Annotated in this window: 19 protein-coding genes; 9 read left to right on the plus strand and 10 right to left on the minus strand. The window is 64.0% G+C overall.

Features of this window, described 5'->3' with window-relative positions; translation table 11 throughout:
- Positions 1-157 precede the first annotated feature (157 nt).
- The 3 genes from JVX90_RS20415 (at position 158) to topA (ending at position 4,202) form a co-directional block, all read left to right on the plus strand.
- On the plus strand, positions 158-361 hold the full coding sequence (locus JVX90_RS20415; protein ID WP_008380101.1) for a cold-shock protein: 204 nt from the start codon (positions 158-160) through the stop codon (positions 359-361).
- Positions 362-463: 102 nt separating this feature from the next.
- On the plus strand, positions 464-1,039 hold the full coding sequence (locus JVX90_RS20420) for a hypothetical protein (RefSeq protein ID WP_205330449.1): 576 nt from the start codon (positions 464-466) through the stop codon (positions 1,037-1,039).
- 115 nt (positions 1,040-1,154) lie between these two features.
- Complete coding sequence (gene topA, locus JVX90_RS20425) at positions 1,155-4,202, plus strand: type I DNA topoisomerase (RefSeq protein WP_205330450.1); 3,048 nt, start codon at positions 1,155-1,157, stop codon at positions 4,200-4,202.
- A gap of 226 nt (positions 4,203-4,428) precedes the next feature.
- On the opposite strand, the gene JVX90_RS20430 is transcribed toward topA, so the two are convergent.
- Positions 4,429-5,991, minus strand: coding sequence for an adenylate/guanylate cyclase domain-containing protein (locus tag JVX90_RS20430; RefSeq protein ID WP_205330451.1), 1,563 nt, complete (start codon positions 5,989-5,991; stop codon positions 4,429-4,431).
- Between the two features lie 83 nt (positions 5,992-6,074).
- Here JVX90_RS20430 and JVX90_RS20435 point away from each other — a divergent pair, with 83 nt between their 5' ends.
- On the plus strand, positions 6,075-7,346 hold the full coding sequence (locus JVX90_RS20435) for a DNA polymerase III subunit delta' (protein WP_205330452.1): 1,272 nt from the start codon (positions 6,075-6,077) through the stop codon (positions 7,344-7,346).
- On the opposite strand, the gene JVX90_RS20440 is transcribed toward JVX90_RS20435, so the two are convergent.
- Positions 7,343-7,480, minus strand: a complete 138-nt coding sequence (locus tag JVX90_RS20440; RefSeq protein WP_205330453.1) for a hypothetical protein — start codon at positions 7,478-7,480, stop codon at positions 7,343-7,345. The two genes, JVX90_RS20435 and JVX90_RS20440, sit on opposite strands and share 4 nt — an antisense overlap.
- A 70-nt stretch (positions 7,481-7,550) precedes the next feature.
- Between JVX90_RS20440 and crcB the strand changes: the two genes are divergently transcribed.
- Both crcB and JVX90_RS20450 read left to right on the plus strand, forming a co-directional pair.
- Positions 7,551-7,982 (plus strand): fluoride efflux transporter CrcB, encoded by a 432-nt coding sequence (gene crcB, locus JVX90_RS20445; protein ID WP_240193982.1) that lies wholly within the window; start codon positions 7,551-7,553, stop codon positions 7,980-7,982.
- Positions 7,979-8,335 carry a CrcB family protein gene (locus JVX90_RS20450; RefSeq protein WP_205330454.1) on the plus strand — a complete coding sequence of 119 codons (357 nt, stop codon included), beginning with the start codon at positions 7,979-7,981 and terminating at the stop codon, positions 8,333-8,335. The genes crcB and JVX90_RS20450 overlap by 4 nt, the downstream gene beginning before the upstream one ends.
- Before the next feature lie 10 nt (positions 8,336-8,345).
- On the opposite strand, the gene JVX90_RS20455 is transcribed toward JVX90_RS20450, so the two are convergent.
- The 6 genes from JVX90_RS20455 to JVX90_RS20480 all read right to left on the minus strand — a co-directional run bounded on the left by JVX90_RS20455 (position 8,346) and on the right by JVX90_RS20480 (position 13,106).
- Positions 8,346-8,891 (minus strand): TetR/AcrR family transcriptional regulator, encoded by a 546-nt coding sequence (locus JVX90_RS20455; RefSeq protein ID WP_205330455.1) that lies wholly within the window; start codon positions 8,889-8,891, stop codon positions 8,346-8,348.
- The gene (locus tag JVX90_RS20460) at positions 8,888-10,102 is read right to left on the minus strand and encodes a cytochrome P450 (RefSeq protein WP_205330456.1); all 1,215 of its coding nucleotides are present in this window, start codon (positions 10,100-10,102) and stop codon (positions 8,888-8,890) included. The genes JVX90_RS20455 and JVX90_RS20460 overlap by 4 nt, the downstream gene beginning before the upstream one ends.
- A 51-nt stretch (positions 10,103-10,153) precedes the next feature.
- Positions 10,154-10,606 carry an excalibur calcium-binding domain-containing protein gene (locus JVX90_RS20465; RefSeq protein ID WP_205330457.1) on the minus strand — a complete coding sequence of 151 codons (453 nt, stop codon included), beginning with the start codon at positions 10,604-10,606 and terminating at the stop codon, positions 10,154-10,156.
- A gap of 91 nt (positions 10,607-10,697) precedes the next feature.
- Positions 10,698-11,132: a hypothetical protein gene (locus JVX90_RS20470; protein WP_205330458.1), complete on the minus strand. Its 435-nt coding sequence runs from the start codon at positions 11,130-11,132 to the stop codon at positions 10,698-10,700.
- A gap of 242 nt (positions 11,133-11,374) precedes the next feature.
- Positions 11,375-11,989: an SMI1/KNR4 family protein gene (locus JVX90_RS20475; RefSeq protein WP_205330459.1), complete on the minus strand. Its 615-nt coding sequence runs from the start codon at positions 11,987-11,989 to the stop codon at positions 11,375-11,377.
- Between the two features lie 526 nt (positions 11,990-12,515).
- Positions 12,516-13,106, minus strand: a complete 591-nt coding sequence (locus tag JVX90_RS20480; protein WP_205330460.1) for a hypothetical protein — start codon at positions 13,104-13,106, stop codon at positions 12,516-12,518.
- A gap of 319 nt (positions 13,107-13,425) precedes the next feature.
- On the opposite strand from JVX90_RS20480, the gene JVX90_RS20485 reads away from it, so the two are divergent.
- Together JVX90_RS20485 and JVX90_RS20490 are read left to right on the plus strand one after the other, a co-directional pair.
- Entirely contained in the window at positions 13,426-13,770 is a 345-nt protein-coding gene (locus JVX90_RS20485) for a helix-turn-helix domain-containing protein (RefSeq protein ID WP_205330461.1), read from the plus strand.
- Positions 13,771-13,772: 2 nt separating this feature from the next.
- Positions 13,773-14,027, plus strand: coding sequence for a hypothetical protein (locus JVX90_RS20490; protein WP_205330462.1), 255 nt, complete (start codon positions 13,773-13,775; stop codon positions 14,025-14,027).
- Between the two features lie 88 nt (positions 14,028-14,115).
- On the opposite strand, the gene JVX90_RS20495 is transcribed toward JVX90_RS20490, so the two are convergent.
- Positions 14,116-14,571 carry a hypothetical protein gene (locus JVX90_RS20495; protein ID WP_205330463.1) on the minus strand — a complete coding sequence of 152 codons (456 nt, stop codon included), beginning with the start codon at positions 14,569-14,571 and terminating at the stop codon, positions 14,116-14,118.
- Between the two features lie 1,051 nt (positions 14,572-15,622).
- A complete protein-coding gene (locus JVX90_RS20500) occupies positions 15,623-16,306 on the minus strand; it encodes an MspA family porin (protein WP_240193905.1) in 684 nt (227 codons plus the stop codon).
- Between the two features lie 290 nt (positions 16,307-16,596).
- Between JVX90_RS20500 and JVX90_RS20710 the strand changes: the two genes are divergently transcribed.
- Positions 16,597-16,719: a hypothetical protein gene (locus JVX90_RS20710; protein ID WP_275889934.1), complete on the plus strand. Its 123-nt coding sequence runs from the start codon at positions 16,597-16,599 to the stop codon at positions 16,717-16,719.
- The last annotated feature ends 259 nt before the right edge of the window (positions 16,720-16,978 follow it).

The raw sequence follows: 16,978 nt of genomic DNA on the forward strand, positions 1-16,978 counted from the left end.
CTGGTCGCACACTTCGCTTCGATGGCGAAGGGAGTTGCGAGCGTGGTACTTGCAGTCGGTTCCATCGCCATTGGCGGGGCTCGTTGAGGTATGGCGGTCGGAACAGGCCCCCGTCGGGACGTTCCGTGGCGGGAAGCAAAAGTTAGGAATGCAGTAGATGGCACAGGGCACTGTGAAGTGGTTCAACGCGGAGAAGGGCTTCGGCTTCATCGCGCCTGATGAGGGCAATGACGACGTGTTCGTTCATTACTCGGAGATCCAGGGCAACGGCTTCAAAACCCTCGAAGAGAACCAGCGCGTGGAGTTCGAGGTCGGCCAGGGCACCAAGGGCCCGCAGGCCACCGGCGTTCGCGCAGTCTGATTTGACTCGTCCCTAGGGACGACACCAGACACTTAGACGCAACTCCCGGTCCCGCTTCGGCGGGGCCGGGAGTTGTGCGTTCTGCACTATAAGATCAACTGTGTGAGCCAGATGTCGTTGTTCTCCGCAGACACGGAAGATCCCGTGATTGATGACCTCGCGGGTCTCCTTGCGGCACAAGGGCAGTCAGTCCACACGTCGCTCGGCGCGCGCGTATCCGTCGTCGTCGGTGAGCAGTGGCGGGCAGACGAGATCGCCGCCGACATCATGGCGACCGGGCTCGACGCCGAGACCCTCACATCGGAGGAAGGGTCGCCGATCGCCCGCACCGAGGCGAATCCTCGGATCACCGCACTGCACCGCCGCTGGTCCTCCGGCGCGGTGAAGGCGGTTCCGGAAGGATGGACGCCGAGCCCTCGCGCATTGCGCCTCTGGGTGCTCGCGGCAGGACGCTTCGACGGCGTCCACTACGTCCTCGGGCTCGATCCCAGCGCGCCCGACACACATGCCCCGCTCGCGACGTCGCTCATGCGAGTCGGCATCGCACCGACTCTCGTCGGCGTCCGCGGAAGCAACCCTGCACTACGGGTATCGGGGCACAAGCGTCTCGCTCGCCTCGCTGAGACCGTCGGCGGGGTGCCCTTCGATGCTCCCGAGGGTACGTGGCCGCGGGGCTGACCGGCTCTGGGGAACAACACGCCGGACCCAGCCGTTAGGCGGGGTGGAGTGCAGAACACCCCTTATATAAGGTACAACGGCATTCGAACAAACTTTTCCAAGCGAAGGGCACGGTGTGGCCACCACAGGCAGTGCGTCCCCCGCCACTCGGCGACTCGTGATCGTGGAGTCCCCGACCAAGGCGCGCAAGATCCAGGGATACCTCGGGTCGAACTACGTCGTCGAGTCGTCACGTGGACACATCCGCGACCTCCCTCGTGGCGCGGCCGACGTGCCGGCCAAGTACAAGGGGCAGCCGTGGGCCCGCCTCGGCGTCAACGTCGACGACCGCTTCGAGCCGCTGTACGTCGTCTCCGCAGACAAGAAGTCGACCGTGTCGGAGCTGCGTGCGCTGATGCGCGACGTCGACGAGCTCTACCTCGCAACGGACGGTGACCGCGAGGGGGAGGCCATCGCGTGGCACCTGCTCGAGACCCTGAAGCCGAAGATCCCCGTCAAGCGGATGGTGTTCCACGAGATCACCGAATCGGCGATCCTCGCCGCCGCAGAGAACCCGCGCGAACTCGACATGCCCATGGTCGACGCACAGGAGACCCGCCGCATCCTCGATCGCCTGTACGGCTACGAGGTGTCGCCGGTCCTGTGGAAGAAGGTCATGCCGAAGCTGTCGGCGGGCCGCGTGCAGTCGGTCGCGACACGCATTATCGTCGAGCGCGAACGTGAGCGCATGGCGTTCGTGTCGGCCGACTACTGGGACATCGCCGCCACGATGGACGCAGGCGAGAACGCCGCGCCTCGCACCTTCAGCTCGCGGCTGGTCAACATCAACGACGACCGTGTGGCCACCGGCCGCGACTTCGGATCCGACGGCAAACTGAAGAAGTCCTCGGGCGTCACCGTGCTCGACGGCGCCCGCGCCAACGCGCTGTCCGCCGCCCTCGACGGCGCCGCGCTCGCGGTCACGTCGGTGGAGGAGAAGCCGTACACCCGTCGGCCGTACGCGCCGTTCATGACGTCGACCCTCCAGCAGGAGGCCGGTCGCAAACTCCGCTTCACGTCCGACCGCACCATGCGCATCGCGCAGCGGCTGTACGAGAACGGCTACATCACGTACATGCGTACCGACTCGACCACGTTGTCGGAGTCGGCGATCAACGCTGCCCGTTCACAGGCGCGAGACCTGTACGGCGACAAGTTCGTTCACGCCACCCCTCGCCAGTACACCCGTAAGGTGAAGAACGCGCAGGAGGCGCACGAGGCGATCCGCCCGGCAGGCGAGACCTTCCGCACGCCCGGTCAGGTGGCGTCCGCGCTCGACACCGACGAGTTCCGCCTCTACGAACTGATCTGGCAGCGGACCGTCGCATCGCAGATGGCGGACGCCAAGGGCACCACCATGAGCCTGAAGATCGGTGGACGCGCTTCGACCGGTGAGCAGGTCACGTTCGCGTCGTCCGGCCGCACCATCACGTTCCCCGGCTTCCTGTCGGCGTACGTCGAGACTGTCGACGACCTTGCGGGCGGCCAGGCCGACGACGCCGAGAGTCGACTCCCGAATCTCGTCGAAGGACAGTCGCTCACGGCGGCATCGCTGGTCGCGGACGGTCATTCGACCAACCCGCCCGCCCGCTACACCGAGGCGTCGCTGATCAAGGTCCTCGAAGAACTCGGCATCGGTCGGCCGTCGACCTACACGTCGATCATCGGCACCATCCAGGACCGCGGCTACGTGCTGAAGAAGGGCAACGCCCTCGTTCCGTCGTGGGTGGCGTTCGCGGTCATCGGACTGCTCGAGAGCTACTTCAACAGCCTCGTCGACTACGAGTTCACCGCCTCGCTCGAAGACGACCTCGACCAGATCGCATCAGGTCAGGAAGACCGGACCCGGTGGCTCACCGAGTTCTACTTCGGTGACGAAGAGGGCGCGTCGAAGGACGAGGACGCCGCAGGCGCCATCGCCCGTCTCGGCGGTCTCAAGAAGCTCGTCGGTGTGAACCTCGAGGGCATCGACGCCCGCGAAGTGAACTCGATCAAGCTGTTCGACGACTCCGAAGGCCGTCCGGTGTTCGTGCGCGTCGGCCGATACGGGCCGTACTTGGAGCGAAACGTCGCAGGTCCGGATGCTGCTCCGGAGCTGCAGCGCGCGAACCTCCCGTCGGAGATGACACCGGACGAGTTGACGCTAGCGGTGGCGGAGAAGCTTTTCGAGACACCGCAGGAGGGCCGGGAACTCGGCGTCGATCCCGTCTCGGGCAATCGCATCGTCGCCAAGGAAGGCCGCTTCGGTCCGTACGTCACGGAGATCCTCCCCGACGACGAAGAGCCCGACGACGGCGCTCCGGTTCCGACCATCCCAGCCGGTCCCACCCCGCGCGACGGAGGTGACCTCCCGACCGGCGACGCCGTCGTCGCTCTCGACGAAGTTCCGTCCGGCAGCGTCGCGACCGTGACGTCGACGGCGAAGAAGGTGGCCAAGAAGACAGCGAAGAAGGCCGCCAAGAAGGCTGCTCCCAAGCCGCGCACCGGTTCGCTGTTCAAGACGATGGACATCGCGACAGTCACGCTCGACGACGCACTGAAGTTGTTGTCGCTCCCGCGTGTGGTCGGCGTCGATCCGGCGACGAACGAGGAGATCACCGCGCAGAACGGCCGCTACGGCCCGTACCTGAAGAAGGGCACGGACTCACGGTCGCTGACCAGCGAGGACCAACTCTTCGACGTGACGCTCGACGAGGCGATCAAGATTTACTCCGAGCCCAAGCGTCGCGGCCGGGCGGCTGCAGCGCCTCCTCTTCGTGAACTCGGCAAGAACGATGACGTCAGCGGCGCCCCCATGGTCATCAAGGACGGCCGCTTCGGCCCGTACGTGACCGACGGCGAGACGAACGCCAGCCTTCGCAAGGGCGACGAAGTCGCCACCATCACCCCGGAACGGGCGATGGAGTTGCTCGCCGACCGCCGCGCTAGGGGCCCGGCGAAGAAGGCTGCCAAGAAGACCGCGAAGAAGACGACGGCGAAGAAGACTGTCGCAAAGAAGACCACCGCAGCCAAGAAGACCACCGCGGCCAAGAAGACGACTGCCGCCAAGAAATCAACCGCGGCTGCCAAGAAGACTTCGGCAGCCAAGAAGGCTCCCGCAAAGAAGGCGGCTCCGGAGGCTTAGGCATCCTGCCGCAGCTTTTGGCCAAAGACGCTGGGGACGACACAGCGGGTGGCCCCACCCGCTCCCTTCGTCGAGATCCGCTCCTCTCGGCTACATCCGCTCCCTTCCCGGAGGGAGCGGATGTCGTTGGAGAGAGCGGATTGCTTCTTATGGGAGCAGATGTCGCTGGAAGCAGCGTTTGGAGCGCTCAGCGTCTTTGATGTGAACCGGACCCCCGGTAGGCGGCTCAGACGTCGGGAACGGTCGGCGTCGTGACGTCGATGTCGGGGCGAGCGAGGAGGGTCTCGATGCCTCGACCGCGGAGTTCGACGCCTTCGCCGATGGCCCAGTGAGCAGCCTCGTCGTCGCCCGCGAGGAAGACTGCGCGCGCCGATCCGAGGACGCGCGTCTGCTCGTCCTTGGCGAGTTCGGTGAGGCGGGCGGCTTCGTTCACCGGGTCGCCGATCACCGTGTACTCGAGGCGTTGCTCGGCACCGATGTGGCCTGCCACGGCCTTGCCCGCGGAGACGCCGATGCCCATGTCTACATCGCCGAGACGCTGGTCGAGCTGGACCCGCAGGTCACGGGCGGCGGCCAGAGCCGCTCCGGCGAAGTCGTCCTGATCGAGGGGCGCGCCGAAGATCGCGAGAGCGGCGTCGCCCTGGAACTTGTTGACGAACCCGCCATGTCGTCCGACCACCTCGACGACGATCTGGAAGAACTCGTTGAGGAGCATCACCACCTCGCGCGGCGGGCGGTTCACGGCCAGGCGCGTCGAACCGACGATGTCCACGAACAGCACACCGACGTAGCGCTCCTCGCCGCCTAGCTCCGTGCCCGTCTCGATGGCACGGCGGGCGACGTCCTCGCCGACATAGCGGCCGAACAGGTTCCGCAGTTGCTGACGCTCCCGAAGGTCGGACACCATCTCGTTGAAGCCCGACTGCAGAGCGCCGAGATCGTTGCCGTCGTACACCTTCACGGCGACGTTCAAGTTGCCCGCACGGACCTGCGCCAACGCCACCCGGAGCTGCTTGATGGGATCGGTGATCGACCCGACGAGGCGGGAGATCGCGAGCAGCCCGAACACGATCGACGCTCCGGCGAGCCACAGGATCGGCCGCAGCAGACCGCTCGGATCAGTGTCGATGAAGTGGTAGTGCTGCAGAACGATGAGAGCGCCGATCACCAGCATCGGGACGCCGACGGTCACCGCCCAGAACACCGAGATGCGGGCTGTGATGCCAGGTGCGTTGGTGGAGTCCGGGTCGTTCGCCATCGCGGTCACCGTGATGGGACGCAGAACGCGCTCGGACTGCATGAACGACAGCACACCGGTCACCAGTGCGCCGACAAGGCTCGCCAACGCGACCAGAATCGCATCCTTGGCCGAGGTGGTGCGCCAGTTGATGATTGAGAGGAAGATGCCGCCGACCGCCCACAGGCCGAGTGTGGTCAGGGTCAGCAGGCTCGGTAGTTGGAGCGCCCGTTTGCGCGCGGCGGCGTCGTCGAGTCGTGACCTGCGACGATGCCAGATCAGAACCGGCATGCTGAGCGCCACCGTGGCGTACATGCCGACCAGGACGGCGATCACCAGGTAGATGGCGAATGCGATCTGGTTGTAGGCGTCCGCATCGCCGATGGAGAACGCGTCCGCTGGTGGCATGCCGAACCGGAGGAAAGCGAATGTGAAGAGCGCGCCGACAAGATTGGCGCGAAGCAGGTCGAGGGCAAGCACAGGCCAGGGCGTGTGTGCCAGCCAGCGCAGGGTCTGCGCCGGCTTGGCGAGGCCGAACCGTCTTGCTACCACGAGTCCACGGTACCGGGGTGCTTGCAATTGTTAAACGGGTTGCGGGTCATCGGTCGTCTGAGCTGGGGATTAGGCTTGCAGATGTGACAAATGTCTTTGATCGATTGATCGGGCAGGACACCCTCGCCGCCGAACTCCGAGCCGCGGCAACGTCTGCGCGCCTGGTCGCGGCACGTCTGGACGAGGCCGCAGACGGCGCAGTCTCGATGTTCGAGGGCGACCCGGTCGACGATCTGCCGGTGGGCGTCCGCGAGTCGATGACCCACTCCTGGCTGTTCACCGGACCTGCCGGCAGTGGCCGGTCGATCGCGGCGACCGCGTTCGCCGCCGCCCTGCAGTGCCAGTCGGACGTGGTGGGCTGCGGGGAGTGTCGGGCGTGCACGACGGTCATGTCTGGATCGCACGGCGACGTCCGCCACATCGTTCCCGACGGTCTGACGATCTCGGTCAAGCAGATCCGTGAGATCGTCTCGATGGCTGCTAGGCGTCCGACTACCGGTCGATGGCAGATCGTGGTTGTCGAGGACGCTGATCGTCTCACCGAGCAGGGGGCCAACGCGCTGCTCAAGGCGGTGGAAGAGCCGCCAGACCGCACGATCTTCCTGTTGTGCGCGCCGTCTGTATCTCCGGACGACATCGCGATCACCCTTCGATCCAGATGTAGGCACGTTGCACTGACCGCACCGACGAGCAGCGAGATCGCACGCGTCCTGATGGAGCGGGACGACATCGACGCCGAACCCGCGCAGTGGGCGGCGTCGGTGTCGGGCGGACACGTCGGACGGGCGAAGCGACTCGCGACGGATCCGATCGCACGTGCGCAACGAGATCAGGCATTGAGCCTCGCCCGCGCGGCGACCCGGGATTCGACGGCGTACTCCGCGGCCGACAAGCTGGTGAAGACAGCGGCCGAAGCGGCAGCGGCGATCAGCGACGAGATCGACGCGGCCGAAACCGAAGAACTCATGACGGCACTCGGAGCGGGCGGAACCGGTAAGGGCACGGCCCGACCGCCGCGAGGAACCGCAGGAGCGGTCAAGGAACTGGAGAAACAGCAGAAGTCGCGACGGACCCGCATGATGCGTGACGTCCTGGACCGGGCGCTCGTCGACCTGGCGGCTCTGTTCCGAGATGCGCTCGCCGTCTCCCTTGGGGCACGCGTCACGCTGATGCATCCGGACAAGGAGCACGACGTGGTAGCGCCCATGGCCGACTACGCGACACCCGACAAGCTTCTACGCTGCATCGAAGCAGTGCTGGAATGCCGCGAAGTGCTCGAGATGAACGTGAAGCCGAAGTTCGCGGTCGGCGCGATGGTCGTCAAACTCGGCGACCAACTCGCCACGCGACGCTAGCTCTCTGCAGGCTTGTCGTCGTGTTCGGCCAAGATGTCGTCGCCGCCAGCGCCCTCGAGGACGGTGAGTTCGTTGTCGACCGCTGCCGAGATCTCTTCCACCTTGTGCTTGATCTTGTCGATGAACTCAGACATGGCGGGCTCCTCGGTCCGGTGTGGTCGATGTCTTGTCAACTATAGGTCGGATCGCCCGTAGGCTGGCTGAGTGACCGAGCAGCGCAGCCGACCGGGTGCAGCCGACATCATGTCGGTGTTCGCGGGAGGCGTGCTCGGAACAGCTGCGCGGTGGGCCGCCGAGGAACAGTGGCCCGCGCACCCGGGACAGTGGCCGGTGGGGACGTTTCTGGTCAACATCGTCGGCGCGTTTGTGCTCGGTGCGCTCCTGGAAGGGCTCGTGCGGCGTGGTCGAGACGTCGGACGCCGCCGCCGGATCAGGCTGATCTTCGGCACCGGATTCTGCGGAGCGTTCACCACGTACAGCGCGTTCTCGCTGGAGATCAGCCTGTTGGGCAGGGACGGGCATCCAGCGACCGCAGTGGCCTACGCCCTCGTCAGCGTGATCGTCGGAGTTCTGTCCGCCGCGGCCGGTGTGTGGGCGGCCCGCCGCAGTGTTGGGCCGGCCGGTGATCACGCATGATCCCTATCCTGACGTTTCTCGCCGGTGCAGTCGGTGCCGTTCTGAGGTTCCTCGTCGACGACGCCTGCCGCCGCCGGTGGCCGGGAGCCTTCCCCGGCCCCACCTTCGCGATCAACGTGACGGGCTCGCTGGTCATGGGTCTCGTCGCGGGCGCGGTGATGTTCCACGGCGCTGATCACAACTGGCAGATGGTGATCGGCACGGGACTGCTCGGCGGGTACACCACGTTCTCGACGTCGGTCCTGGAGACCGTCCGTACCGGTGGCCGACGCGGGCTGGTGTACGCAGTGCTGACACTCGTCGGTTCGGTCGGAGCGTGTGCGGTGGGGCTTGCCGCGGCGTGGGCCGTCTGACGGACGACTCTCAGTCGTTCAGCGGCGTGGGGGAGCGGAGCGCCGGCGTCACGAAGCGCTCGATCATCGTCCTCTCGTCGTCGGCCGAGGAGGGGACGATGAGGAGCGAGACGATCACGCGAACGATCCAGCCCGCAGCCGTCGCGTCACGAGTGAACGCTGTTGTGATCGCTCCGACGGAGTCGGACGACAATGCGAGTTCGCTGGTCAGACCGGCGCCGGCCGAGGTGAACCAGGCGGTCAGCGCAGGATCGGCACGGACCTCGGCGAGGGCGATCAGCACTCCCTCGGTGACTCGTTCAGGGCCGTCGTCGATTCCTGCCAGACGGGCCTCGATCGTTGAGGAGATCTCTCCCGCGACCTGTGCGATGTACGCCAGTTGCAGCGCAGTCCGGCTGTCGAAATGCCGGTACAGCGTCGCGCGTGAACATCCAGCCGCTGCTGCGAGGTCCGACATCGACACGTCGCCCCCGTGCTCGGCGAACTGCTCGGCAGCCACCTGCAGGATGCGGTCACGCGCGGCGGAGCGTCGTGCGCCGGTCCACTCGGAGGTCATGCGGTGAAGGGTACTGACAACGGGCGACGCACGTAGTTGCCCGGCGCCCAGACGATTCCGTCCACATCCACCTCGAAGTCTGGGCATCGGCTAACGAGTTCAGTGAGGGCGACGGTGGCCTGCATGCGAGCGGCGGCCGCGCCGAGGCAATGATGCGAGCCGTGACTGAAGGTGAGCAGGCCGGGCGGATCTCGCCGGACGTCGAGTTGGTCGGCGTCCGGACCGTGGAGACGCTCGTCGCGATTGGCGGAGGCGTAACAGAGCAGGACCTTTCGGCCGGCGGGGATCGTCGCCGTGGGGTAGTCGATGTCGCGGGTCGTGGTCCGCGCGAGGCCCTGAACTGGGGAGGTCAGTCGCAGCAACTCGGTGACTGCAGTCCCGATGAGTTCCGGTTCGTCGATCAGGATCTGACGTTGGTCGCGATGCTCGGTGAGCAGGGCTGCCGAACCGCCGAGCATGCCGGTCGTCGTGTCGTTGCCGCCTGCGACCATCGTGAATGCGAACGCGAGCACCGACAGCAGCCCTGCCGAGTCGGTGGCGATTCCCGCGTCTACGAGGTGGGACACGGTGTCGTCGCCGGGGTGCTTGCGGCGGTGTTCGATGAGTTCGGCGAAGTATGCGGTGAGTTCGAGGACGGCGTCGGCGGCTGACGTCATCGCTGCACCGAGGTCCGCTCCGGGGTTGGCGGCGACGATCGCGTCCGTCCACGCATCGAACCGCGCGCGGTCTTCCTCCGGCACGCCGAGGTAGTGGGCGACAACCATGCTCGGCAGAGGCTTGAACAGTTCCGCGGCGATGTCTCCGGAGCCTTCGGCGCGGAGGCGTTCGATGCGCTCGACCACGAAGTCGCGCACGAGCGGTTCGAGCGTCACAACTTGGCGCGGAGTGAACCCGCGCGAGACGAGCTTGCGGAAGTCCGTGTGCACCGGCGGGTCCTGCATCACCATCGGAGGGTTGTCGGCGAGCCCGATCTTGTGCAGTTCGCCGTACGTCACGGTCAGTCCCTGCGCGGACGAGAACGTCTGCCAGTCTTTCGCCGCCGCCATCACGTCGGCGTGACGGGTCAGCACCCAGAAGTCGTCGGACGGCCGATCGGCGGGAACCACATTGTGGACGGGGTCGTCTGCCCGCAGGCGGGAGTACATCGTGAACGGGTCTCGCCACGTGTCGTCGGAGCGGAGTGAATAGCCGTGCGACGAATCAATGATCATGCGTCGATAATGAGACAGGTTGGGAAAAGTGTCAACCTTTGAGTCTTGGGGCTACTCGCACGCGACTCCGTCACCGTCGCGGTCGAGCTTGCTGCGATATCCGGGTTGACCTTGGAGAAGTGGCGCCGCGCCCGCTGCTCGAGCTTCACTGCAGTTGGCGTACGAAGCGTCCGGCTCGGTTGTCGGGGCCGGTCGTGTTGTTCGGGTTCGACGAGGGACTGCCGCGCGTACGCGGGGTGCCTCCTCCGTTGTCGTCCGTGGTTTCCGTGGCTGTCGTTTGGTCGTCCGCTTCACTTGCTGTTCAGACGTTGTCGGGGACGCCGTGACAGTTGTCGTCTCCGTGAGAACCTCGGTTTGTGTGATCGTCGTAGGAGGACTCGCCATCGGGGCGGGGCTGCTCACCGCTGCGCCGATGCCGCACGACCCGAGGAGTGCGATCAGGCCGCCGACGCCGATCACTGCTGATTGTTTCGGATTTCGGAGGACCGTCTCGCGCACACTCATGCCTTCGACGGTCCGCTACTCGTCCTGGTTGTGGTCCGTACTCGCCAGAAATCGTCCGACCGGCCGACTGTCGTCGAGTGAGGCCCCGGTGTCAGCAGCTGTCGTTCGACCACTGTCCGTCGACGAATGCCCAGGTCTTCGGGGCCTTCGAGCCCTTGCCGTCGGATGCCTGCGTCACGACTGACGCGGAGTCGCCGTCCACGGTGATGACATACGTGGGCTCGCCCGAGAAGTCGCGGCCGGACTCGGGACCGTACTCGGTCTTCAGTGCTGCTTCGACGTCGGTGCGGTTGTGCTTCGTCTGACAGCGGGGAGACAGGTAGTCGTATCCCTTGGCCCATTGCCCGCCCTGGATGACGATGCGATAGACGTCGTCGAGCCGCGCTCGCAATGCGGTCTCGGTGTCGGAGACGCCTGCTTGCGACGTGGTGGGCGAGGCCGGCGCGGCCTCCTGCTCGGTGCCGCAAGCGGAGAGTGCAACCACGAGGGCTGCACCGACGGCGGTGATCGCGTGAAGTGGCCTCATGGCTCCGCTTTCTCGGGCGATGTCGTCGCGGGCCAGGATCGCTTGTCAGGCAGTCGGCTGTTCGCGCGCGGACATCGGTGGGTGTGATCGGCGGTGACTATACCTCCCGATCTGCCGCGCCATTCGTCGAATGCCGCGAACGCTTGATCTGCCCGACTTGTGGTGTCCGTGATCAGCACACCGCGCATAAGGAGATCACTCGGAACGGGTCAGAGTGATCTCCTTTTGTCTTGGGTGCTCAGCTACAGGTTCTGGGTGCCTCCGGTATCCCCGCCCCAGAGTGACGGATCGGCGATGTTGCTGCGGTCCTCGCTGATGCCTGCATCGAGGTAGTCGGCGAACGTCTCGTGACGCTCCACGAAGCCTGATGTGATCACGAAGATCGGGCCGGAAGGGCGCGTGGGTTCATCATTTGGCGTACAGAGCATGTAGATGTCGCCGCCAAGCCCGTCGGTGCCGCCGACGGGCATCACTTCTTCCCAATCGGTGATCTCCGGTGGATACGTAAGGCCGATCATTCCGATGCCCCACGAGTGTTCGCGCAACGCTATGGCCTCCGCCCACGGCATGCGGAACATAGGTTGCGTCGGATCGGGTGCCTCGATAAGGATCTCGTCGCCGAGCTCGGCAGCCGAGTACAGATTCCAGACGTTCTGTTGTTGACGCCACCCACTGGCGACCGCCAGAAACTCCCGGTAACCAGCATCGATTCGAAAACCGATGCGATCCTCTGCTGCACGAATTGCGTCCTCACTCGCAAGGCCGCCTACAACGGCCGCGTGCGTATACAGACCAAGTTTCATCAACTGATTCTGCAGAGCAACCTGTGTATCGATTCTCTCTTGCCAAGAGTCCATATGATCTAACCTCCGTTCGGGGTGGAGGATGGCATGAAGCCTAGGTTCGTCCAGCTGCCGGGCACGAACACCCTGTTCCGGTAGCCAGGAGGGTACGTGAGCGCTTGAGCTCCGATAGACCTGTTGACTGAGACAGGAAGTGGCCCGAATTCGTACACCGCAGCATCCGCCCAGACTGTGTCTGGAGAGTGTGAGGCGTCAATGCTTCGATCAGGGTTCGGAGGGGGGCGCTTTTCCTGTGTTGCGCAACGCCCGACGATGCGCCGGAATTGGTCAAACCGCAACTGTGCCCGGCGCCCTCCAGATAGGGCTCCGGGCATAGTCTCGATGGTGTCGGTCAGCTCACCGGAACAGTCGAGATTTCCGTCGTCGACGGCGCAACCGTCACCGTCGCAGTCTCAGTCACCGTGCCCGTCGACGTGGGTGGCCGTTGCGTCACTTGTTGGGCGATCAGGCGAACGTCGATCGCGGACGCGGACGTGAGCCATCGATCGGTACTCAGTGCAATGTCGACGACCTAGGACTACTACTTGACCGCAATTGTCAACACTTCGCCCGAGCATGGATTCTTGTCCAGAAGGATTCTCGACCAGCCATCTACGCTCTCCCTGCTGCCAGGGGATGAGGGATCGGCGAGGATCGCCTTCTCGCTATCCGAAAGCAGTGCTCGCGGGTAGGTTGAGAAGAAGATCTGATCAGAACTGGTTGTCCTGGGAAATCCATCGAATGCACGTTTGGCATCCAAAGTCTGGCATGCGCCAGTAACAATCAGTTCCCCATCAGGGTAGGGCGCAGGGTCCACATTGCCGATTGCGGGATTGCCGACAAGCTTCGGAAGATGAGGATAAATGTTCCGCCTATCATCATATCCAAGCATTCGAATAGCTTCCGGAACACTACGGCCAACAAGGTCACCGTAAGTCAGAACAGCTGACGGAACGAACCCCTTGGCGGTGTTCGGAATAGATTCCGCCACGGTAGCGGAACCAGTATCAGACTCATCTGTCGCACCAAATATGGGGCGCAAAACAAGTGCAATAGCGGCGAGTGTGGCAATTGAAACGAGCGCGATAAGAAAGGCCTTCTTACGCGACTTCCTATTTGAAGTGGCAATCATGCAAGTTCCCATCTTACGCTCTGTGGCCAGAGGGTCGTCCTATTGTTAGGAATAGTCTCGACGACTGTTCCTGACATGGTGTGAACTTTATCGAGATCAAACTCGTATATTTCATACACTTGGCGAGCAACCATTTCCCGGCCGACGACACCGGCGGCCCCACCAGCAGCGCCGCCGATACTTCCGGCGACGGTGACCCAATCGGTCGTGAATCTCCTCCTTGCTCTGAATGTGGAGATTCGAGCGTAGGAGACGCCGGTCGACGGGCGGGCGGGGATGCTCGCCCGTCGGCTGAACGGCCGACGGTGGCGGTCTCGAAGTGAGAACCGCCAGTCTCCCCGCGGCACCTGACCAGTTCCTCACCGTCGACGACGTCGCGCACCTCCTGCAGACCACGCCCGCAGCAATCCACCGCATGCGGCACCGCGGCTACCTCCCGCCGGCATTCAAGGTCGGCCGGATCCTCCGCTGGGATCCCGCCGACATCACTGCCTGGCTCATGCTCGGCAACGTCCATCACGCTGTCGAGGTACCAGGGCAACTCGTCATCGGCGAAGGCGCAGCCCGCGTCATCCTCACGACGTCAGGCGACGGCGGCGACGTCGTCCTGCATGTCCGGTCAGCGACCGGAGACCCCGTACGCATCGAACCCGAAGGAGCCTGACCATGGACCCGATCACGATCACGATCACCCTCGACGAAGACAAGTCGGCACGAGCCGCAGAGATCGCGTGCACGTTCCTCGGCCACTACCCGGCGACGTGCCCGACCCTGGCCGACCATGTCCGCGACTATGCCGCGATCCAGGTCGCGAAGCACGTCGAGGCGACGGAGCGTCAGCTCGCGGCCGACGCCGCGCGTGCCGAGGTGCCGCCGTTCGGTGACCGGCCGCCGGTCGAATGGCCTGGCGCACCGCAGTGACTTACGCCCCCGACCTCGCTTCGAGGTCGGGGACGCTTCATCGTTGAGGTCACAGCCATCAACTAGGATTTGTCAGACAGTACGAACGCTACTCTACGGAGACATCGGTGGCAGGCGGCTGTCCATTGCAAATAGAGGACTTCATTTCCTTGGCCTTCCAGGATTCAAAGCTTGGCGACGTGATCTTATCGTTCGTCTTTGTGCCGTCCACTGCATAAACGAATGCCTGATCTGGCTCGCAGAATAATACCGCCGCCACAATATAGGAGCTCCTGACAGGTTCATCGCCTATCTCGGAGGATTTCCCGAGAACGATGTCTGTTACAGAATTTGTGGAGAACGATTTCACTTTCACGTTCCGGTTGTCTCCCCAGAGGTCGCGTTCTAGATCGCCAACCTGCTTGCCTTCTAGTGATGAGGCATTGAAGGTTTTCTGCGTCGATGGAGTCGGTGTGTCCGTGGATGCTCGCTCTGTGTCAGAACATCCGCTGACTAGCGTAGCGCTGATAGCTAGTGCTGCGGATAGCGATAGAATCTTTCTCACTTGGAAACTCCGTTTGATTGGCACAGAACCTGACCGGTAGGCTCTTTTGATACGACAGTCGTTACTCCATCCCATTCTCCAGGCTGTCTCTTGTCTTTGGCGTCCCATACCAGCCAGGTCCGCTTACGCACCATCGGGTATACGTCGTGCTGAGTTCCGGGGGGCGCTCCGGGCTGAAAAGTACACGAGCTAGTGACCATTCGGGACTCCTGGATCGTGTAGGAGAGAGATGCTTGGACGATCTTAGTGAATCCGACACCGCCTGTCCATGATGTAGTCACAGTTTCACTAAATCCTGCCGTACATCCTTGGCTGGGGGAGGTGACTTGGCAGCCGCCTTTTAGGCCGTCCCTGTCGGGGACAACTTGATCGCTAATATCCAGTACGCAGTACCCCTTGCGGTTAAATGAGAATGCGCTCTCGTATTCGCCCATGACTAGCCTTGCGCCGCCTGAAGAGTCGTTGCAGTTCTGTTCGTAGGCACCTGATGCGTAGTGCTCGTTGTTAGAAACTGCGTCTTTGAGCGGATCGCTCTTCTCGGCTCGTGAGCTTGAAGTGCCAGGTTCCGCCGTAGTGCTGGATAGGTCAGTATCAGAGGGGCTTCCAATTGGCTTCTGCCCCGAATTTGGGTGTTCGAGTTCGCGTCGTTCGGTTGGGGCGTTCATGTTTGGGCCATCGGAGCCTGATTCAGGAGCCGACGTCGTGGGTTTGACGGTTTGCTCAGGTGTCTCGTCGGGGGCGTCCGGTGAGAGCGTGGGTGGTGGTCCGTCGTTGTTGCCGCCGCATTTGTAGGGCACCGGCGGCTTAGGCGCGTCACTCGGTTTCTTGCCTGGGTGTGATGCGGCCCAGGAGTTCTTCCAGGCGTTGTTGTAGGCGGTGGTTTCGCGTTTGCAGCGCTCGGCCGGGGTTTCGGCGGAGGCCGGTGCGAGTGAGATCGCGAGCAGGACTGCTGCGGCTAGTGCAGTGAGCGCGATCAGTCCCGCCAGGAGCGTTCCCCGGTCGTGCCGCTCGCGGCCGCGGGAATGGTTCGTTGTCATGGTGTCGTGCTGGGTCAGATGCGGCTGGTGGGGCCGTGGTCGTAGTAGACGTAGACGCCGGTGTCGGTGGTGACGCTGATCTTGGCGTAGGGGCGGACGCTGATGGGTCCGAGGGCGTTGGTGATGTTGAGTTCGATGCCGGACAGGACGATGTCGGCAGTCGGCTGAGTTAGGGCGATCTCGGCGAGGGTGACGGTGGTGATCTTGCCCGCGCCGACCTCGAACTCGAGATCCGCGGACGGGATGACGGTCGCTTCAGCACCGAGCTCGGCGCCGATCTCGCCGATCTTGCCGCCACCACCGGAACCCGAGATGGTGACCTCGGGTGCGATCTTGGCGTTCACTCCGCCGGTCAGCTTCAACTCGGGAGTATGCGCGGTGACCTTCACGCCGTTGGGCGCGACGGAGACGGGGTAGCCGATCTGGTAACCGACCTCCACTGTCGCCCGCACAGTCTTGCCGTCGATGTTGCGAACGGCGGCGTGCACGTCCGAGGACAGCAGTGCTTCGCCGGAGAACGGTGAGGAGTCCAGTGCGGGGATCTTCTTCGCACGGAGCTTGGATGCGGTGAGGGTGATGTCGACGCCTTCACGTGTGTGATGGGTCCGGGCATCGGCAGGTCCGGCGAGCAAACTTGAGGCCAACGCGAACGCGGCGATGACGGCAAGGACGAGTGGTGTCGCGATACGGCGCAACATAGGTGACCCCCAAAGTCAGAAAAGGCCAATCGGCCTGTGTAACAACCGCTCCCAGATCGGCGATACTCATTGCGGATCTGGTGTGCGGTGGAAGCGTTGTGCTTCCGCATGTGATTCCACCCCTGGGGCAACGGGTCGGCAAACTCTGGCCGGAAATGCTCGGCAAACGGCCAGTTCAGGCTGTGTTTCCATTTGTCCGGTCCGGACACGGACCGGGGTCCGGTTCGCTCGTGACGGTCTATTTCCGACATTCAGACGGTGAGTGTGAAGTCGCAGTACTTCTCGCCACCATGATCGATGTCGAGCTCCACGGCGGACGCCAGCACAACGTCGCGCTCGACGCCGTCCTCACGGCGCCGACGGTGATCCGCCGTGACGATGACGAGATGCCCGATGTGCTGATGGCGCCGTAACGGAGGCCCGCCCATCACGCCGCAGAGTCGCGGCTGCCCCTGTTCAAGTACGACAAAGAGTAGGCCCCCTCCCTTCGATGAAAGGTCGGGGCTTATTTGGGTCTGGGGAGGCTAGTTCTCGCAGTCGTGCTTCCTGCCGGCGAAGCCGAACGACATGCGGCGGTGGCGTACGTTCGAGACGCCCAAATAGAAACGACGCAGGCCAGAAACGGTGTCTGGCCTGCGTCGCAGAGAGCCGCCTAGGAGAATCGAACTCCTG

The sequence above is a fragment of the Gordonia sp. PDNC005 genome, from assembly GCF_016919385.1.
In the GTDB taxonomy this organism is placed as follows: Bacteria; Actinomycetota; Actinomycetes; order Mycobacteriales; family Mycobacteriaceae; genus Gordonia.

Coding starts and splice junctions, on each gene's coding strand:
- JVX90_RS20415 (WP_008380101.1), top strand. CDS start 158: ATGGCACAGGGCACTGTGAAGTGGTTCAACGCGGAGAAGGGCTTCGGC.
- JVX90_RS20440 (WP_205330453.1), bottom strand. CDS start 7,480: ATGTCTGAGTTCATCGACAAGATCAAGCACAAGGTGGAAGAGATCTCG.
- JVX90_RS20450 (WP_205330454.1), top strand. CDS start 7,979: ATGATCCCTATCCTGACGTTTCTCGCCGGTGCAGTCGGTGCCGTTCTG.
- JVX90_RS20455 (WP_205330455.1), bottom strand. CDS start 8,891: ATGACCTCCGAGTGGACCGGCGCACGACGCTCCGCCGCGCGTGACCGC.
- JVX90_RS20460 (WP_205330456.1), bottom strand. CDS start 10,102: ATGATCATTGATTCGTCGCACGGCTATTCACTCCGCTCCGACGACACG.
- JVX90_RS20465 (WP_205330457.1), bottom strand. CDS start 10,606: ATGAGTGTGCGCGAGACGGTCCTCCGAAATCCGAAACAATCAGCAGTG.
- JVX90_RS20470 (WP_205330458.1), bottom strand. CDS start 11,132: ATGAGGCCACTTCACGCGATCACCGCCGTCGGTGCAGCCCTCGTGGTT.
- JVX90_RS20475 (WP_205330459.1), bottom strand. CDS start 11,989: ATGGACTCTTGGCAAGAGAGAATCGATACACAGGTTGCTCTGCAGAAT.
- JVX90_RS20480 (WP_205330460.1), bottom strand. CDS start 13,106: ATGATTGCCACTTCAAATAGGAAGTCGCGTAAGAAGGCCTTTCTTATC.
- JVX90_RS20490 (WP_205330462.1), top strand. CDS start 13,773: ATGGACCCGATCACGATCACGATCACCCTCGACGAAGACAAGTCGGCA.
- JVX90_RS20500 (WP_240193905.1), bottom strand. CDS start 16,306: ATGTTGCGCCGTATCGCGACACCACTCGTCCTTGCCGTCATCGCCGCG.
- JVX90_RS20710 (WP_275889934.1), top strand. CDS start 16,597: ATGATCGATGTCGAGCTCCACGGCGGACGCCAGCACAACGTCGCGCTC.